At 47.8% G+C, this 17,971-nt stretch carries 15 protein-coding genes; 3 read left to right on the top strand and 12 right to left on the bottom strand.

What is annotated here, in order from left to right:
- Positions 1–64: 64 nt before the first annotated feature.
- The 4 genes from proB to rplU all read right to left on the bottom strand — a co-directional run bounded on the left by proB (position 65) and on the right by rplU (position 3,333).
- Positions 65–1,195, bottom strand: coding sequence for a glutamate 5-kinase (proB, locus tag KDK19_RS17380; protein ID WP_257274524.1), 1,131 nt, complete (start codon positions 1,193–1,195; stop codon positions 65–67).
- Positions 1,196–1,224: 29 nt separating this feature from the next.
- Complete coding sequence (gene cgtA / locus KDK19_RS17375; RefSeq protein ID WP_257280463.1) at positions 1,225–2,433, bottom strand: Obg family GTPase CgtA; 1,209 nt, start codon at positions 2,431–2,433, stop codon at positions 1,225–1,227.
- A 218-nt stretch (positions 2,434–2,651) separates the two neighbouring features.
- Positions 2,652–2,909, bottom strand: a complete 258-nt coding sequence (rpmA, locus tag KDK19_RS17370) for a 50S ribosomal protein L27 (protein WP_257274522.1) — start codon at positions 2,907–2,909, stop codon at positions 2,652–2,654.
- Positions 2,910–3,021: 112 nt separating this feature from the next.
- A complete protein-coding gene (gene rplU, locus KDK19_RS17365; protein WP_257274520.1) occupies positions 3,022–3,333 on the bottom strand; it encodes a 50S ribosomal protein L21 in 312 nt (103 codons plus the stop codon).
- A 400-nt stretch (positions 3,334–3,733) separates the two neighbouring features.
- On the opposite strand from rplU, the gene ispB reads away from it, so the two are divergent.
- Positions 3,734–4,711 (top strand): octaprenyl diphosphate synthase, encoded by a 978-nt coding sequence (ispB, locus tag KDK19_RS17360; RefSeq protein WP_257292463.1) that lies wholly within the window; start codon positions 3,734–3,736, stop codon positions 4,709–4,711.
- A 19-nt stretch (positions 4,712–4,730) separates the two neighbouring features.
- Here the strand turns inward: ispB and KDK19_RS17355 are convergent, their stop codons facing one another.
- From KDK19_RS17355 to KDK19_RS17340, 4 genes are all read right to left on the bottom strand, one after another.
- Positions 4,731–5,549: a class I SAM-dependent methyltransferase gene (locus KDK19_RS17355; RefSeq protein ID WP_257280461.1), complete on the bottom strand. Its 819-nt coding sequence runs from the start codon at positions 5,547–5,549 to the stop codon at positions 4,731–4,733.
- 435 nt (positions 5,550–5,984) lie between these two features.
- Entirely contained in the window at positions 5,985–8,585 is a 2,601-nt protein-coding gene (locus tag KDK19_RS17350) for a hypothetical protein (RefSeq protein ID WP_257292462.1), read from the bottom strand.
- Between the two features lie 58 nt (positions 8,586–8,643).
- The gene (locus KDK19_RS17345) at positions 8,644–8,844 is read right to left on the bottom strand and encodes a hypothetical protein (protein ID WP_257288097.1); all 201 of its coding nucleotides are present in this window, start codon (positions 8,842–8,844) and stop codon (positions 8,644–8,646) included.
- A gap of 300 nt (positions 8,845–9,144) precedes the next feature.
- Positions 9,145–11,763, bottom strand: coding sequence for an inositol phosphate phosphatase SopB (locus tag KDK19_RS17340; RefSeq protein ID WP_257275325.1), 2,619 nt, complete (start codon positions 11,761–11,763; stop codon positions 9,145–9,147).
- Positions 11,764–11,883: 120 nt separating this feature from the next.
- On the opposite strand from KDK19_RS17340, the gene KDK19_RS17335 reads away from it, so the two are divergent.
- The gene (locus KDK19_RS17335) at positions 11,884–13,464 is read left to right on the top strand and encodes a peptide chain release factor 3 (RefSeq protein ID WP_257275324.1); all 1,581 of its coding nucleotides are present in this window, start codon (positions 11,884–11,886) and stop codon (positions 13,462–13,464) included.
- Positions 13,465–13,557: 93 nt separating this feature from the next.
- Here KDK19_RS17335 and KDK19_RS17330 read toward each other — a convergent pair whose 3' ends face one another.
- Positions 13,558–14,076, bottom strand: a complete 519-nt coding sequence (locus KDK19_RS17330) for a copper chaperone PCu(A)C (RefSeq protein ID WP_257275323.1) — start codon at positions 14,074–14,076, stop codon at positions 13,558–13,560.
- Positions 14,077–14,079: 3 nt separating this feature from the next.
- The gene (locus tag KDK19_RS17325; protein WP_257275322.1) at positions 14,080–14,547 is read right to left on the bottom strand and encodes a hypothetical protein; all 468 of its coding nucleotides are present in this window, start codon (positions 14,545–14,547) and stop codon (positions 14,080–14,082) included.
- A 27-nt stretch (positions 14,548–14,574) separates the two neighbouring features.
- Here KDK19_RS17325 and KDK19_RS17320 point away from each other — a divergent pair, with 27 nt between their 5' ends.
- Positions 14,575–15,387, top strand: coding sequence for a TatD family hydrolase (locus tag KDK19_RS17320; protein WP_257275321.1), 813 nt, complete (start codon positions 14,575–14,577; stop codon positions 15,385–15,387).
- On the opposite strand, the gene KDK19_RS17315 is transcribed toward KDK19_RS17320, so the two are convergent.
- Positions 15,353–17,119, bottom strand: a complete 1,767-nt coding sequence (locus tag KDK19_RS17315) for a P-loop NTPase fold protein (protein WP_257292461.1) — start codon at positions 17,117–17,119, stop codon at positions 15,353–15,355. The two genes, KDK19_RS17320 and KDK19_RS17315, sit on opposite strands and share 35 nt — an antisense overlap.
- Positions 17,120–17,336: 217 nt before the next feature.
- Positions 17,337–17,971, bottom strand: a 635-nt coding sequence (gene def, locus KDK19_RS17310) for a peptide deformylase (protein WP_257292460.1), incomplete at its 5' end; no start/stop codon positions are given.

Below are 17,971 nucleotides of genomic sequence, written 5' to 3'. Positions count from 1 at the left end.
ATCAGATCATGAAGTCTACTTTCAAAATAAGTTACGATCTGGTCCCATAGACCCCATAACTGGCTCAATGCCCTGCAAGCACCATATTATCTCGATGCAAAAGCTCAGGCTCTCCCGAATAACCTAGCAATTCACCAATCCTGTGACTGGGTTTACCAATAATTTTCCTGGCATCATCTGAACCATAATTGATCAAACCACGAGCCACTTCATGGCCGGACTCATCGACACAGGCCACCATCTCCCCGCGGAGGAAGCGCCCCTCTACAGCCTTTACCCCGACAGCAAGAAGGCTTTTGCCCTGATTTTTAAGCACATTCACTGCACCCGCATCCAGCATCAGCTTACCTGAAGTCTGCATATGCCCCTGCAACCACTGCTTGCGAGCAGCCATTCGTTCATGATCCGGCGTGAGCAAAGTACCCAGAACTTCCTGCTCAAAAAGACGACGGATGACATTCTCAATCTTCCCACCGACGATGACTGTTGCCGCACCAGAAGCCGCAGCCTGACGAGCTGCCCGAAGCTTGGTTTGCATACCACCGCGACCCAGACGACCGCTGACACCACCCGCCATAGCATCCAAAACAGGATCAAGGGCTCTGGCCTCATTCATCAATCTCGCAGCGGGGTTTTTACGAGGATCTTCTGTATACAAACCATTCTGATCCGTCAGAATCACCAGAACATCGGCCTCCACCAGATTGGCCACCAGTGCACCGAGGGTATCGTTATCACCAAATCGAATCTCATCGGTCACAACGGTATCGTTCTCATTAACGACGGGCACCACCCCCATATCGAGCAACGTCCTCAGGGCACTGCGAGCATTCAGATATCGTTGACGATTACTGTGATCAGCGTGAGTCAGCAGCACTTGGGCTGGTTGAACATCATGCCTCTGAAAACTGCTTTCCCAAGTTTGAACCAGTCGCGTCTGACCCACAGCAGCAGCAGCCTGAAGCTCATTCAGAGCACTCGGCCGCTGCTTTTTCCCAAGCTTTTCCATACCTGCCGCTACCGCCCCGGATGATACCAGAACCAGCTCAATGCCCTGTCTACGCAGTTCGCACAACTGATCAACCCAACCATCAATCTGTTCAACGGCCAGACCACGTCCTTCATCCGTTAACAGGGCGCTGCCTATTTTGACCACCCAGCGCCGGGCTGTTTTCAGTCTGCTACGCTCACTCATGCTACTCTCCTGCGCTCTCTTCTTTAAGATCAGGGTGCGTAGAACACTTCAACGTCATCATCATCGTCATGATCATCATCGTCTCGAGCCGCTTTTTCAGCCTTTCTGGCCAGACGCTGCTGCCTTCTCTCTTCTGCCAGCTCGCGCATTCGCCTGCGAGCCTCTTGTTCCAGCTTGTGACGAACCTCTGCTTCCTGAGCGGCCATTTCTGCATCTTCGCTTTCCTGAAGATTACGTTCTTCAATGTAAGTCATCAGGTCCTGAGCCAGCTTTTCTGTGCCCCGGGAAGAGATTGCAGAAATCTTATAAACAGGACCTTCCCAACCCAGTTCTGAGATCACCTGATCACAGACTCTCTTCTGCTGATCTTCCGGCAACAGGTCGAGCTTGTTCAATACCAACCATCGCTCACGCTCAGCCAGGGCAGGACTAAAACGTTTCAATTCATCCACAATGGCATTAGCAACATGTACAGGATCGCTCTCATTAAATGGAGCCACATCAACCAAATGCAGGAGTACACGACAACGTGAAAGATGTTTCAGGAATCGAATCCCCAAGCCAGCACCTTCAGCGGCACCCTCAATCAGACCGGGAATATCAGCAATAACAAAACTGCGATGTTTCTCCACACTCACTACACCCAGGTTAGGCACCAGTGTGGTAAAGGGATAGTCTGCCACTTTCGGCTTAGCCTGAGAGACTGAGCGAATAAAGGTGGACTTACCTGCATTGGGCATACCCAGTAGACCCACGTCGGCAATAACCTTGAGTTCCAGTCGAAGCGAACGCTCTTCACCCAGAGAACCTTTGGTAGTCTGCCTCGGAGCACGGTTGACGCTGGATTTAAAACGGGTGTTACCCAGACCGTGCCACCCCCCCTGGGCTACCAGTAGTTTCTGGCCCACGTGAGTCAGATCACCCATCACTTCTTCTGTTTCATCATCCACAACCGTAGTGCCTACAGGTACCGGCAATTCTAAATCCTGCCCCTTGGCACCGGAACAGTTGCGACCACGACCCGCTTCGCCACTTTCTGCCTTATAACTGCGCTGATAACGATAATCCACCAGCGTGTTCAGGTCATTCTCTGCAACCACATAGATGCTGCCACCGTCACCACCATCACCGCCGTCCGGTCCACCCTTGGCAACGTATTTTTCACGCCTGAAACTCAGGCAGCCATTGCCACCTTTGCCAGCCTGAACTTTGATGGTGGCTTCATCAACAAACTTCATTCAAAACCTCCCGCAGCAATGACTTCAAACGGTCAATACCTGCAGATAAATACTCAACCAGATGCCCACAGCAAAAGAAAAGCATTGACCTCCAGACACTCAACCTCAGGAGTCTACACCACTCAAATCACTTTACGCACATACAAGAAAGCCCCGCCAAAAAGCGGGGCTTTTCTATGGCGTCACCCTCAACAGGGGGGCGAACACCAGAAGTACTGTTACGCAGCTTCGATGCGAACGTACTTACGCTTCTGAGGACCTTTAACCTCAAAAACAACCTTGCCATCAGCCTTGGCGAACAGAGTGTGATCCTTGCCAATGCCGACATTCTCACCCGCGTGGAATCGGGTACCACGTTGTCGAACCAGGATGTTACCTGCGCTGACGACCTGACCGCCGAAACGCTTAACGCCAAGGCGTTTACTTTCTGAATCGCGACCGTTACGAGTAGAACCACCCGCTTTTTTGTGAGCCATGCTGCTCTCCTTTTAGCTCGGTCCAACAGCCGGCTACCACACCAGATGCAGACCTTAGAAGTATTTAACGAACTGCTTCCAGCCCATCAGCCATGCCTTTTAAAGGCCTGAATTAGCCAGCAATGCCGGTAATTTTCAGCTCAGTGAACCACTGACGGTGGCCCATTTGCTTGCGGTGGTGCTTACGACGCTTGAACTTGATGATCTTGATCTTTGGACCACGACCATGAGCTACAACTTCAGCAGTAACCTTGGCACCCTCAACAACAGGAGCGCCAATTTTGACTTCTTCTCCGTTGGCTACCAGCAGTACATCACTGATATCCAGACTCTCACCTGCCACTACGTCCAGCTTTTCAACCTTCAGGGTTGTGCCTTCAGCAACACGGTACTGCTTGCCGCCAGTTTTGATAACTGCGTACATATTTATCTCCGAAAATCCTAAATAGCCTCTTTGTCAAAGGCATCCGGCGAGATCAGGACTCATTCAAAAGAATAAAGCCAAGGTACTCTGACCGGAATTTTCAATACTATCTACGTCTATCTGATCATCACTTCCAGATGGGCTGCGCCGCATAAGCCTCTGGTCAGCTCTGAAAACAGAGCCCAAAAGCATGACAAAATGGACCGCCGCCCGGATTCTCAGCCAGATTGTTAGACAGGGGCGCAAATTCTAAGGAATTGCAACCCGACTGGCAACCCCGATTTGTCTACGATACTCCCAGAGATTATACCCATGAAACAAGCACTGAAGTCATACAGCTATTGACAGTCAGGCGGCCACTACCTAGGATGCTCGATTTGCCAATCTCTGCAGCAGCCATATGCCTGAACGCAACAAGCACTCCTTTCAAACCGTTGTCAGCGAAGATTTTGCCCTGGTTAACCAGTGCATCGCCGAACAGCTGCATTCGGATGTTGTCATGGTCAGCAAGATTGGCCAGTACATAATCCAGTCCGGAGGCAAGCGGCTCAGACCCCTTCTGGTTCTGCTGACTGCACGCGCCACAGGCTTCCGGGGGCATGATCATATCCCACTGGCGGCTATCATCGAGTTTCTCCATACCGCAACCCTGCTGCACGATGATGTCGTGGATCAATCTGACCTCCGCCGGGGACGTGACACAGTGAATGCCCTCTGGGGTAATGCTCCCAGCGTTCTTGTGGGCGACTTTCTCTATTCCCGTGCCTTTCAAATGATGGTCGGCCTTGACAACATGAAACTGCTCAGGATCCTCTCTGATGCCACCAACATCATTGCTGAAGGTGAAGTCATGCAGTTGATGAATATCAACGATGCCAGTGTGACAGAAGAACAATATATGGATGTCATCCGATGCAAGACTGCCATGTTGTTTGAAGCTTCTACTCATACTGCCGCGACCCTCTCCGGTGTGGATAGCGAGGTTGAGCAGTCCCTGAGAGACTATGGCCATCATCTGGGCATGGCATTTCAACTGGTGGATGACCTGCTGGATTATGAGGGCGACAGTGAAGACATGGGAAAAAACCTCGGTGATGATCTGGCAGAAGGCAAACCTACCCTGCCTCTGATATTCGCTCTCTCCGAAGGCACCCCGGAGCAGAAAGCGTTGGTCAGGGATGCCATTGAACAGGGTGGCCTGGATAAGATTGATCAAGTGGTTGAGGCGGTTCGTTCCTGTGGGGCGCTGAATTATACATCCCTGAAGGCAAGAGAACAGTCTGACAAGGCTATTACCTGCCTGCAAGCCCTGCCTGACAGTGAGTTTCGTGACGCGATGGAAGATCTGGCACGTTTTGCTGTGGCCAGAACGTTCTGAACAGATGGCCGCAGCAGGTTTACTGGAACTCAATGACACCGATCCCCATCCACTGTTCGTTCATATGAGTGATCTCAGTGACACGCTGCCTCTCCCGATAGGATAGCCGCAGGTCGTTCCAGCAACGCCGCGTGCCGCCGTCGAGGTGATCGTATTCAGTCCCATGAATATCGTGGAAGCCGCACAAGCGGGCGTACCGCCCGAGGTTCATAAAGTCACGCTTCATGCCGTGATAGGAATGGTCACCATCAATGAACACTACGTCAAAAGCCCGTCCGCAAAAATCAGCGGAAGTCATGGACACCTGCTTTCGGAGCGGGAGGCGCTGGGCGTAGTGATCCCAGTCCCGGAAGTTGTCTTCAATGTCCACGCAATGATATTCAAGTTCCGCATTGAATCGACTTAGGACCGCAGAGGTAAATGTCGCAAATCCTCCATACATCACGCCTATCTCGATGAACGAGGCTGGCTCGCGTTCGATGCAAAGCAGCAGGAAGTCAACGTACTCCGTGGGAATTTGCAGCAACCCGAAATTCGATGCACTTATGTATTCCTGGAATGCGCCGTACAGTTCCCAGCCCTGGTATATGCATCCGAAGCGTTTCAGTAGCTGGAGCAGGTAGGCGCGCCGCCTCAACTGCTCTGGCGGAGCAGTAAGAATTTCGTCGATGACCTCCCGGCCCTTCGCCATGTCGTGACACAGCGCATTATCTTCCATTCGGGACAGTGCTTCATTCATTGGTTTAAACCCGTTTTTGATTCTGAGAGCACCCTTGCGCAGGGCTTCAATGTCGGTTTTAACAGCATCTTTGAATGAGGATTTCAATTCAAAATACATAGAACTCCGCTAAGCGGGTCTCAAAAAGACTCACTCGCGTGAAGCCAAACCCGTCGCATCGTTGAAGTCAAGATAGCATCAGAATGCATATCTCGGAGAACGCGGCAAAATACTTTCTATCTATGCCAGACTTAATGAACTTTTTTCAACAGCCAAGGTTGTCAGATCAAGCAGCCTATAGCCAATTGGTCAACGTATTTTACGGCACTGGGCAGATTAGGGGGGGGGCAGTTCCAAAGGTTCATTGTTGCCTGAGGACTGCCAGACATGACCATCAGCCACAATGATCTGTGACTTTATCCAACTGTCCTGAAGACTGGCTGGATAACCCTCCCTGAAAAAAACCGAAATTTGTTCGCTTTAAAACAGTGTTTGATCTCTAACATCGAGCAGGGATCTAATATTTTGGCATGTGGCCACCTCAGAAAATACTTACTAGAAACCTAAATCGAAACTGATATCTGGACCGCTTACATCGAAGCTGCCTAAATCGAGACTGCCACCGAGACCGCTTACATCGAGGCTACCTAAATCGAGACCGCTTACATCGAGGCTGCCTAAATCGAGACTGCCACCGAGACCGCTTAAATCCAGACTGCCTACATCGAGGACGTCCCCAAAGACTGAATCTGAAATAGACAGGTTTATTCCAGAAGAGCCATTTGTGCTGTCCAAGGATAAGTTTTCGGTTACAGCATCGGAGCATCCAGAAGCCACCTCGGCAATATGCAAGCCAGAGCTTATATCAAGTGGCTGGTCTGTAATATTCCCGACATTAATATCATCTAAAAAGCCGGAAGCGGGTGTGGATAAATTTCCTGTGACAGTAGACGGAGAAAGATCTCCGCGCACATCACAGGTATCAAATGAATAACTGCTACCCATATTGACGGGATATTCAGGGTTTAACAGGGCAGTGTACACATACGGCATCCAAAATCCATCTATTGGAAAAAACCAGGCAGCAGGATTCATTTGAGCCAAGCTATAGTAATAACTGCCAAGCTTCTGATGGTGCAACGACAATGAGTTGTCTAATTCTTGCTTTTTCTGGCTCACAATTTTATCGAATTCATGGGATTTAATTAAGACCTGAGCGTCAAGCTTGCGCTTAAGATTACCGATGGCCATTTCTTTTATCTTCTGACATCTGTTTTCTGTGGTTGGATTAGCTTTGATCTTTTTAATCATTGTATTTATTATATTTGGTCTCGGTATATGTCTTTGGTAAGTATTTGGGTTCATATGTGTTTCATTAAAAAACTTGTCGATTAGTTTTTCAGCGCTTTCTCTCATTTCGTCTGTGGGCGCTATTATCATAGCCTCCAAGGAAAGCGTAATAGCCTTTTTTAAAGGTTTTTCTACTCTTTCTGTATCATAACGATTTAGAATGTAACGAAAACCAAGATCAGCTTTAGAAAATTCCTCGAAAGCTTTTTCAATTTTTTCATTATAACGAATGCGAATACTTGGTTCTCTAATTAGAGTGCTAATTTGATGTTGATAATTAGCTTTTTGTGAGTCAATAATCTTTTTAACCCGTGACTGACTGTTTTTAATAAAAACTTCTCTTGATGCGTCTACGGCTTTATAAAACTGCTGATGGATTTTCTGTTCAATAATTTTTTTATGAAGTTTCCTGAGGTCAATATGATCTGGATTTATTGCTAAAGCTTTTAGGCAAAAGGTGCTCTTGTCTTTATCAAAAGCGGTATGTTTGGTGAGCTGGTAAAAGTGCTCAAATCTGGCTGCCTGGGATACCACTTTTTTATATAAGATATCAAAATGTTCTGAGAAATGTGAATTTAAGGCAGTAACTTTATTAAATGTATGGAGTGCATCATCAAAGTCTTTAATAAATGTGCACATTTTATAGAATAATCTGTCGGCAACTTCATCTTTGCGCAGTCCGCCCAGTCCGGCAAGACTTACTCTGATAAAAGCCTTTATCCCGGCAGCTAATGAGTCGACCTCGTTGATTAGTAAAGAAGATGCCTTTTTGAGAATTATTTTTTTACTGTCTTCACGGATAGCATTCATCTTCTTATCAAGTAAAAACAGTGATTCAGTGGATAGCTCTTCAGGTAAATCCTCTATTGTTTTTATCATACGCTGAATAAGAAAATTATGACTTAAATCTGACAGGGTTCTTATATATCCTTCATGATTTTCAACAAATTCTATTAACGACTCCATAGTGTCGAGTGAATCAAGGTGACGACACAAATTACCGACGGCCATGTCATTCAGTGTTGCATTCAAATTTTTAAGAAACTCTAAGTTACTTAGTATTCTATCTTGCCCCCACGTCTGCAGATTAATGCGAAGATGATTCAATCTTTTTTGCTCTTGCTCTATCTTTTGATCGACCAAACAAGAAACCCTGTATATCAACTGGAGAGTCTCGGCATTACCGGAGTCAGGGTGTTGAGCCTGGTCCTCGTCAAATAACGTCTTTAATGAGTCTTTCAACGAACAGAGCGTATCGGGAAATGCAATGAACTCAGATAGTTCTGAGTAGACGAGGTTTAGTAGGGGGTGGATACTGGAAAATGATTGGGTGGCACGCTTCAGGTTATCTTCCAAAAGCGTATCTATGCTCTGTATTTGTTCATCAAGTTTCTTCTGTAGCCTGACGTATCTTCTGTTATCGTGACTGCGTATGGGCCACTTAAGATTATCATCTATATTAGACTCCAATGTTCTCAACGCCAATTTGTTGCGCTGATAAGCTTCCAAAGGCTCATCCTTATCGGCATAAGTTTGAAAGCTATTCCGATAGCTATCAAGCTGGCGTTCATTTTCTCTAAGGTCTAAATGCAACCGAAAAGGTTTGGGTAGCAGGCATCGAATGCATGACTGTTCAATTGCAACAATTCTGGAGCGTCTTTGCAGTCCGGTACTTTGTGGTCCAGGTGTTAAGGCCGATGAATCGACGTTCACAAGGGGCAACACTGAAGAAGTGGTTTGCTCTCCATGATTTTGGGATGAATGCCATCTCGCATCAGTCTTTGCCAAGGAAAAATCATTTATCATAGTAATCTCCAATTTGTGCATGAGTGGTCAGTTAGACACAGACGCTGAGATAAGCCGATTAATCAATTCTTGCTAAGTGGTTCCTCAGTTGTTTTCCAGTATTTCTGACCATAATGACAAATTGGACAGTGATTTCATGAAAAGGTTTCAAACATTTTGCTGTTATTTTCTCATTACGTGAAATCTTTGCTGCATTGCTGATAAAGCCTGTCCTTCCAGTCTGTGATCCTGCCATCGTTGCTTCACTCAAAAAAGACATAAACTGCTCCCGACATCCTGTGACGGTGGATTCAGGTCAGATAATTAATTTTAATGTCTTCCTGGCAATATTCGGACTACTCTAACGAGAGCATTTTTGCCCCTTCGATCCGGACGATAGAAATCGTAGATCAAAATCTGATAGATGAATAAAATGAAGGGTCTATCAAACTGATGGGTTCTGAGGTGCAGCTTGATCCCATAAGTGATTGAAACCTGGCTTGGCAGTTGGAGATTCTCACGCCGTAGAGCACCGGAAAAAAAAGGTGGGCAGATTTAAAGCCCGCAAGAGCTTCGGTGACTATTTCACTCTAAACCGGGCTTTATGAGCAAGCTGATGAGCAAATTCACCCAGACGCTTTTTGTTCAACTGAGTCTTGAACCCGGGCAAGTTGATATTCATTTGCTGCAATTCAAGATTACCTGAACCAAACTGGAAAGCCTGACTGAGGTTGCGATCTTCCCGGCTAACGGGTTTGCGAGGATCAGGGACATAGCCTCTGGCCTCCACCTCGGCAGCAAAGCGCTTGATCGAGGCGTCGGCTTCTCCGGTTCGGTCCTTACCACTTTTACAATTGATATGACCCACCGCGCCTATCTTGAATGCCAGCAACTGGATTCGCTCAACCATCTTATAAGCATCTTCGCCTTCTGTTCGATAGTCGCCTGAAACATGAAGATCCCTTATTTGTTCAACCAGCATACGGACAACCTGCTTGGATTGCTCCGGGGCAGAGCCAGCCAGATAGTCGCCTACCCAACCTCCTACGGGATCAAACTGCTCAACAGAGCCCATCAGTTCAATAAGGCCCTCATTATTGACCCGCCTGGCCTCACCCCAGGGACGGACAACGGACTTCAAACCACCCAATGAAAGTGAATTGACACCATAATTGGTGTTGGCCAGCTTCATATTGACTCTGAGTTGATGTTTTTCGCCGTCGGCATCAGAAATGACCAATGGCTTACCCTCGTTAAGTTCTTTCTGAATTTCCTTGAGGGCGGCGACCTGCTCTCTCTGCATCTTCAGTTCATCATCATGAATATGCAGATAGTGCCTCAGTTTGTCGGCACTGAGCATAGACGTGGAGAGCATTTTCAAAGGAACAGGCTGCCCCGATGTCAAATAGTCGGGATTATCATCCAGAAACTGTTTTACAGCGGCCGTCACCAACTCCCTGGCCCGGTTTCTGGCTGCGGCAAGTCGGGGCTCTTTTTCTTTTATCCCATAGGCACAGAGGGTTCCGGAACGCAACCCTTTGAACAGAACTTTCTTGTTCCCCTTTTCTGCAGTCGACAGCTCAGATTGCGCCATATTGACGGCATGAAAGCGTTCACTGGTTTCAGTCGAAGGCCTGCCCATACCCTGATAAGAATGTTCAAAGATATCTTTTGCACCTTCTCCCCATTTCATTTGCGAAGCAGGGGTCAGCTGACTCTCATAATGCCGGGTTCGCCCCTCAATCCTCACATCCAGATGGGTAGTGATTTTTTCCCATTGAACTGTTGAGAGCACCAGACTGCGTGATTCTTTCAGTTTCTTCCTGGCATTATCCAGACCCACCTCTCCAAGCCGCTTCAATATACAGGCTGTATAAGCCTCTGCATCAACCACGGGCAGAGCGTCAGCGTGGGAAGCTCTTCCTGTTAGCTTCGCTCTGGCTGGAGGAAGATCATTGTCTGTTCCTTCCTGAATACGGTTAAAATGGTCACTCCACGTCTGGTGCAATGCCTTCAACTCTGCCAGCTTTTTGGTTTTCTTTCTGCTGAACAGACCTTCCTTACCTGAGTTGTTGATGAGTGCACTTTCATGCTCAATTTCACGCTTGAGAACATTAATAGCAGAAACCATCTCCAGACATTTAAACTTTTTCCACTGCTGCGGCCCCAGTGGATTCTCCTGATCACTGACCTCCAGCTGATCGATAAAATCCAACACACCATCGAGCTGCCCCACCAGATCATGGATAAGGGCCTGCTGCAATTGGGCAGGCAAATTTTGTGAATGACGCTCCAGTGCGTCCAGCGTCTTGATAAGCTGCCTGGCAAGCTCTCTGGCTTCTTCAGCCTGTTGGGCATAGCTGATGTTCTGCAGACGCTCCAATGGAGAACCGGAGAGAAGACCTGAAACACGGTTGGTGTAATACTCGGCATTACCTATCAGCTTCATCTCGTATTGACTGATATAGAGATCATCACCTTCTATCGGAGTTCCCGGGACTTTGTCCCTATCAAAGTGCTCTTCGGCCCAGAGCCTGAGCTGACCGGGAAAAAGAGTATGCCCCCCCTCTGCTTTGCTGTTGAGAAAGCGGGCCGTTTCGGGAATAGTGGTTGAGAAGATGGATTCATGATGACCGACTGCTTTTACCGCAAGTTCAAGAGCCTTTGATTGGCTCAGATAATCGGTATGACCAGAGAGCTGAAACTGAACGACTTCCTTAAGATGCTCCTGCTCGTGTGAAGGAAGAGATCGCCACTTAAAAGGTGTCGCAGTCTCAAACGCTTTTTCCACCATATCGGAATCCAGCCAGAGCTCTATACTGCTACAATTCAGCTTTCTGACATCTCTTAACAGGTCTGTGGCACGTGTTTCCAGCTTTTTAATGGTTCTTTGGTTCAGCGGCTTGCTTTTGAGATCATTGTGAAGCTGATTTTCCACAAAACTGCCGTACTTGGATACAAATGCCGTAGTCCCTTCACTGGCACTGAGTTTTTCACCTTCCCTCAGTTCTCTGACAGGTAGCGGCAGCAGCTCGGCCTCCCGACCACGCCACTTGCCTCTGACAGAAATGTCAGTGGATTCATGCTGCCCTCTGTCCAGCAGGGGTTGCAAACATTGCAAAGTCCGTTGCGATGGATTCAAAGCACTCACTTCCCTATCACCAATCTCCTCGCAACTGTTATCGGCCGGTTTAGCCAAAAGTCCTGCGTTATCAGGCACAACACCTGATTTCAATCTTTCATGATGAGTCTGGCTTTGCGCAACAGAGCGGATATAATGTCGCCATTTTTTCAAGCTCTGAAATCAGGCAAAACATCAATGAGTGGATTATCCCCCGAAGTGGCAAAGCGTCGAACCTTTGCGATCATCAGTCACCCGGACGCTGGTAAAACCACCATCACGGAAAAGCTCCTGCTTCTGGGTGGTGCTATCCAGATGGCAGGTACTGTAAAAGGCCGCAAAACCGGTCGCATGGCCACTTCTGACTGGATGAAAATGGAGCAGGAGCGGGGGATCTCGATCACTACCTCGGTCATGCAGTTCCCTTATAAAGGTTGCACTGTCAACCTGCTAGACACTCCCGGACACGAAGACTTCTCAGAAGACACCTACCGCACCCTGACGGCTGTGGATAGCTGTCTGATGGTGATTGACGGCGCCAAGGGTGTCGAGGACCGTACTATTAAACTGATGGAAGTCTGTCGTCTGAGAGACACCCCTATCTTCACTTTCGTCAACAAGATGGACCGTGAAGTCCGGGACCAGATTGAAGTGTTGGACGAAGTGGAAAGCATCCTGAAAATCCAGTGCGCTCCCATCACTTGGCCGATCAGCATGGGCAAAAACTTCAAAGGGGTTTATAACCTTTACACCGACACCATTCACCTCTTCACACCGGGTCAGGGACACACAATACCCGACGACATTCGTATCAAGGGACTTGAGTCTGAAGAAGCTAAAGAGCTGCTGGGTGATATTCACGAAGACTTTGTGGATGAAGTGGAACTGGTACGTGGCGGCAGCCACGAGTTTGATCTGGAAGCCTATCATGCCGGCAAGATGACGCCTGTTTTCTTTGGCACTGCCCTGGCCAACTTTGGTGTCCGTGAAATGTTGGATGACTTTGCCAAGTGGGCTCCAGCCCCCCTGATCCGAGAAACAGACCAACGAACCGTGGAACCGGACGAAGCCAAATTCTCCGGCTTTGTCTTCAAGATCCAGGCCAATATGGACCCTAAACACCGTGACCGCATCGCCTTCCTGCGCATCTGCTCTGGCAAATACACCCGTAATATGAAAATGAAGCATGTACGGATCGGCAAAGATGTAAAAATTGCCGACGCTGTGACCTTCCTGGCCGGTGATCGCTCCCATGTGGAAGAAGCCATCTCTGGTGACATTATCGGCCTGCATAACCACGGTACCATCCAGATTGGCGATACTTTCAGTCAGGGTGAAGAGATCCGCTTTACCGGAATTCCACACTTTGCCCCCGAGCTTTTCAAACGCGTTCGCCTGAGAGATCCTCTGAAGCTCAAACAGCTTCAGAAAGGCTTGCAACAGCTTTCAGAAGAAGGCGCAACCCAGCTTTTCATGCCTCTGAACAATAACGACCTGATCCTGGGTGCGGTAGGTGTACTCCAGTTTGATGTCGTTATGCGTCGTCTCAAGGATGAATATAAAGTGGAAGCCATGTACGAACCGGTCAACGTCAATACTGCCCGCTGGGTGGATTGCGCAGACGAGCGCAAGCTGGAGGAGTTTAAGCGGAAGTGTGGCGACAACCTGGCTATTGATGGGGGTGGATACCTGACTTATCTGGCACCCACCCGTGTTAATCTCTCACTGGCAGAGGAACGCTACCCGGATATCACCTACCGAACGACCCGTGAGCACTAACCTCCCCTGTATCCTGCCACTTGGCTTTTAGAAGGTGTCGAAAAAGCGGAGTAGCAGGATCAACTTATCTGCATCGCCAGAATTGCACCAGCTTCAGTGATCCATGCTGCCGTGATCCATTGAGCCGTGATTCATCTCACCATGTTTCATGGCACTGTCATGGGCCGCATCTTTAGTTTGCTGACGAAGATCTTTTACCGGCACTTTGACATCTACAGCATCTCCGTCAGAGAAGTGCAGGGTGATATCAACCTCACCACCGGCTTCCATTGGTCTCTTCAACCCCATCAGCATGATATGATTGCCACCGCTTTTCAGAGATTCTGTCTTGCCTGCCGGAATATCAATATCTTCCAGCTCGAACATTTTCATCATATTCCCTTCATGCTTGTGGCCATGCAGCTCCACACGAGCCGCACTGGCACTGTCAGCAGAGACCAGCTTGATATCTTGTTTACCCTTATTGGTAATAGTCAGAAACGCCGCAGAGTTTTTGGAAACAGCCGGTACCGCTCTTGCGTACTGATCCTTTATCTCAACATCTGCTGCCTTAAGGGCCATAGATGTCATGGCGGGGAAAACAATTGCGAAAATAGCTGCCAAAGGCTTCATACTTTAACTCTCCAGTTCAAAAACAACCGTTGTCACTTCGGAACCTGACTCAATCACCAGTTTGGCCAACCAGACCATTTCCTTATCAACCGTGCAAAACGTCAGATTGCCCACACCACTGTAGACCGTAGACCCAAAAAAAGAGGGCTGCTTGTAGAGTGGAAAAGGAGCTAATCCCATTGACATGTCCCGACCAATAAACTCCATGGTAATCCTGTCTGCAGACAGACCTTTCAGACGAACTTCAACATCAAGGGGTTCCAGCTTTGGCAGGCTGGATGGCCTGATATTCAGCTCAATCTGACTGTCTCCTGTCGTCAGTCGACATCCTTCAGACACCAGACATTTCTTCTGATAGCTCTGTCGGGTCAGCCCTGTTTCAGATTCCAGCTTGAAGTAGCGGGGTAAAAAAACCAATGCTGCAATCAGCACCACCAAAACACCCAGCCCTGTGTACTGCTTTATTTTCATCGGGGTAACATAACAGACTGACGCTCTGTGACCAAATATGTGATCATTATGACCCCCATGCCGGAATTGTTCGACAGCCACTGCCATCTGGACTTTCCTGAGTTTGATCAGGATCGTAATAAAACCCTTGAACAATGCTGGCTCTCAGGTGTCCACTCAATCTGCATACCAGCAACGGAAGCCCGTTACTGGCCCAGAGTGCTGAAACAAGCTCATTCGGTGCCAGATTCTGTGCGACTTTATGCCGCACTTGGATTACACCCTTATTTTCTGAAAAGCCATAAACCTCATCACCTTGATGAACTGAAAGTATTCCTGACGCGTCATTCCGAAACCGTTTGTGCAGTGGGTGAGATAGGTCTGGACTACTCGCTGACTGACTCAAACCGTGACGAACAGCACTTCTATTTTGTCCGACAACTGGAACTTGCCGACCGTTTTAAACTGCCCGTCATTCTGCACTGCCGAAAAGCACACGATGAGATCCTCAAACAAATCAGACAAATCAAACTGGAGAGAGGTGGCATCGTACATGCCTTTTCTGGCAGTGAACAACAAGCCCGACAATATATAGAACTGGGATTCAAGCTGGGGTTTGGCGGCACAATCACGTACGAGAGGGCCAGAAAAACACGTCAGCTGGCCACCTCGTTGCCTCTGAGTAGTATAGTCCTGGAAACCGATGCGCCGGATATGCCGATGTCAGGCTATCAGGGCCAGAGGAACACTCCCGCCCGATTACCTGTTGTTCTGAAGCATCTCGCACAATTACGTTCCAGCTCTGTAAAAGAGATCGCGCGGGCTACTACTGAGAATGCATTATCAATCCTGGGAAAATAACCTCATTGGAATCCGTCTCCAGAGGTTCAGTTAGATTACCCCCGATCACCATGTCATCAACCTGGCGAACAGGACCGACCGCTGAGCTCAAGAGTGATGACAGCGACGAAGATGAACTGGAACTGGAAGAAGAATAGAAACCTGAATCATCGTCACTGCCTCCGCCATTGTGAACGCCAGCATTCGGATGAACCACCGGAACCACCCCAGCCATATCACCCGGCACACCCTGTCCGGGCGTAGCAAACATCCAGCGATTGACACCATCGTAGATCAATACCGGCTCACCTTCCGGAAGAGCAGCTAATTCACTAATGCTGCCATCCAGGTTAATGCTCCAAAGCTTAATCACACTTCCTAAACGGATCATAAGATACAAGGGCTTGTCGGGTGGATGACTCGATCCCATCAGGGCTGCCCATGTCATCAAAATCGTAGGAAGCCCACCCAAATTACCTTGTGACAGAAAATCAGCTTCGGCCTCAATATCTCCGGCAACCCAGCCTAGCAGTCTTCTCTGGGCATCAGTTAGTCTGTTATTCTTCCAGGCATTCCATAATTGTCTTAACAGGGCAATGACTCTGTCACGATTCAAGTAATACGGTCGCAGGACAGACTCCAGTGAAACAAATAAACACTCGCTACCATGTTCGACCTGATAAAGAGTTAACCCCAATGGTTCCAACAACGTCTTAATGTTTGAAAGAAACCTTTCATGCTCCATCGCCACCAGACTTCTTCCGGACATCAAAGGTTGAAAGTGATGACGCATACGAGCACTAAATACTTCCGAACTCAATGGGTTCTGTTGAAAAAGGCGAGTCAGGGCAAAACCCGAATTAAAATGATGAAGTTGCAACTGTCGAACCAGTTCTGGCAGCACTGAATCAACCGTCTCTTCCGTCAGCTCCGGGACTTCGTTAATTGCATGCCAATAAAAATGAACATCTGAAAGGTCGGCATTTCTTTCCCTCCAGGTTTTAAACTGTTCAAACAAAACCTGCAAAATGGCAAACAATTCTTGTTGAGTCCGATTGCCCAGAAGATAATTTCGCTTCCACATATTCCAGCTAATTAAATTATCATCACTATTAAGAAACAAGGCATGATCAATGGAAGCCCTAGCCCCCGGATCATTAACATGAGTGCCTTCGATAATAAGAATATCGCAGGTGATCTTCCGGGTTTCTTCCGGGCCCAACCGACCCTCCAGATGACGACAATAAGGGGTATACCGAAAAGAATCACCCCGGGCTATTGCTGCCAGACATCTGTCTCTCAAGTCCGCGCGATACTCTTTACCATCGTTGTTACCGGATGCACCATCGCCCAGATGACTGAACATTTCACGTCTGTCTGCGCGGGAGTGTAAAAAGGTATCAATCCCCAGCGTTTCAAGATTACAGGCCCTGCCTGCCAGATCCGGCTGTAATTGATGATAATTTGCAGCAGCAGCTCGAAGTTCTTGAGTAAATTCATCAAGAAAGGTGGATTTACCGGCTCCGGAAGGTCCATCCAGACCAATAGTAAAAGGTCTTGAAGAAGTACTTTCCCCTTCAAGATTACCCTGTCCAAGATTATAGAGATAATCAAGATAAGCATTAATTGCGAGTGCTTGAATAACCAGACTGTTTGATCCTTCAGCAGCAGCCCAGGGAATAGAAACAATAAAAACTATGAATAAAGAACGACGTCCCGTTCGAAGAAAATTCTTTATTTTTTTAATGAGCAAAACAACAACCTCAATCCAATAAATATGACCTTATCAAAAGTAGACTAAATCATTTCATTCTGCTGCCAGGAAGCTGACTTTATTTTACTCATAAAAAAACTCTGAAATAAACAAGGTTCCTTTCACTTTGAATACATTTCTATTTTACATCTTTTAAGCTATTTATTTAGCTACCCATAGGAGTCAGATAATTTCTGAATCAAGACTGCCTGAAACCTTATTTATTCCCCCTTTCATGCCGCTTTAGCGCCTTGCGTGCTCTCTGACGCACCATTTTTTGCTTCAGAGCCGAGAGTTTATCAATAAACAACACACCATCCAGATGATCAATTTCGTGCTGAAAAGCTTCTGCAAGGATACCCTCACCCTCAATCTCGAAAAATTGACCATAACGATCCTGAGCCCTGACTTTTACCCAGCCAGCCCGCTTAACCGCGGCCCAGCAACCCGGCAGTGACAGACAGCCCATCTCCATTTTCTGTTCACCTGACTTCTCAATAATCTCCGGGTTTGCAATGACCAGGGGCTGACTTTTATCAGATGAGACATCAATCACTGCCACTCTCATTCCCAAACCCACCTGGGTAGCAGCCAGTCCGGCACCATTGACGGCATACATAGTTTCGTACAGGTCATCCACGATTTTCTGAAAATCCGAACCAAAGTCAGTAACAGGAGTGGTGGGAGTTCTTAATGCAGGGTTGGATTCCGGAACCAGTTCTAAAATCGCCATGGGATTTCTTCTGTGTGTAGTTTGTTGGTTGTTACATAAAACTATAGACAGAAAAAAGCAGTGAAAATGGTCGGGGTAGAGAGATTCGAACTCCCGACATCCTGCTCCCAAAGCAGGCG

Origin of the sequence: Endozoicomonas sp. ONNA1, assembly GCF_024606325.1 — a bacterium.
GTDB lineage: Bacteria > Pseudomonadota > Gammaproteobacteria > Pseudomonadales > Endozoicomonadaceae > Endozoicomonas_A.
Note: the sequence above shows the minus strand (reverse complement) of the source record. Positions and strands in the feature narration are given on the sequence as shown.

Coding starts and splice junctions, on each gene's coding strand:
- cgtA (WP_257280463.1), bottom strand. CDS start 2,433: ATGAAGTTTGTTGATGAAGCCACCATCAAAGTTCAGGCTGGCAAAGGT.
- KDK19_RS17325 (WP_257275322.1), bottom strand. CDS start 14,547: ATGAAAATAAAGCAGTACACAGGGCTGGGTGTTTTGGTGGTGCTGATT.
- rplU (WP_257274520.1), bottom strand. CDS start 3,333: ATGTACGCAGTTATCAAAACTGGCGGCAAGCAGTACCGTGTTGCTGAA.
- KDK19_RS17355 (WP_257280461.1), bottom strand. CDS start 5,549: ATGTATTTTGAATTGAAATCCTCATTCAAAGATGCTGTTAAAACCGAC.
- proB (WP_257274524.1), bottom strand. CDS start 1,195: ATGAGTGAGCGTAGCAGACTGAAAACAGCCCGGCGCTGGGTGGTCAAA.
- KDK19_RS17345 (WP_257288097.1), bottom strand. CDS start 8,844: ATGTCTTTTTTGAGTGAAGCAACGATGGCAGGATCACAGACTGGAAGG.
- rpmA (WP_257274522.1), bottom strand. CDS start 2,909: ATGGCTCACAAAAAAGCGGGTGGTTCTACTCGTAACGGTCGCGATTCA.
- ispB (WP_257292463.1), top strand. CDS start 3,734: ATGCCTGAACGCAACAAGCACTCCTTTCAAACCGTTGTCAGCGAAGAT.
- KDK19_RS17335 (WP_257275324.1), top strand. CDS start 11,884: ATGAGTGGATTATCCCCCGAAGTGGCAAAGCGTCGAACCTTTGCGATC.
- KDK19_RS17350 (WP_257292462.1), bottom strand. CDS start 8,585: ATGATAAATGATTTTTCCTTGGCAAAGACTGATGCGAGATGGCATTCA.
- KDK19_RS17330 (WP_257275323.1), bottom strand. CDS start 14,076: ATGAAGCCTTTGGCAGCTATTTTCGCAATTGTTTTCCCCGCCATGACA.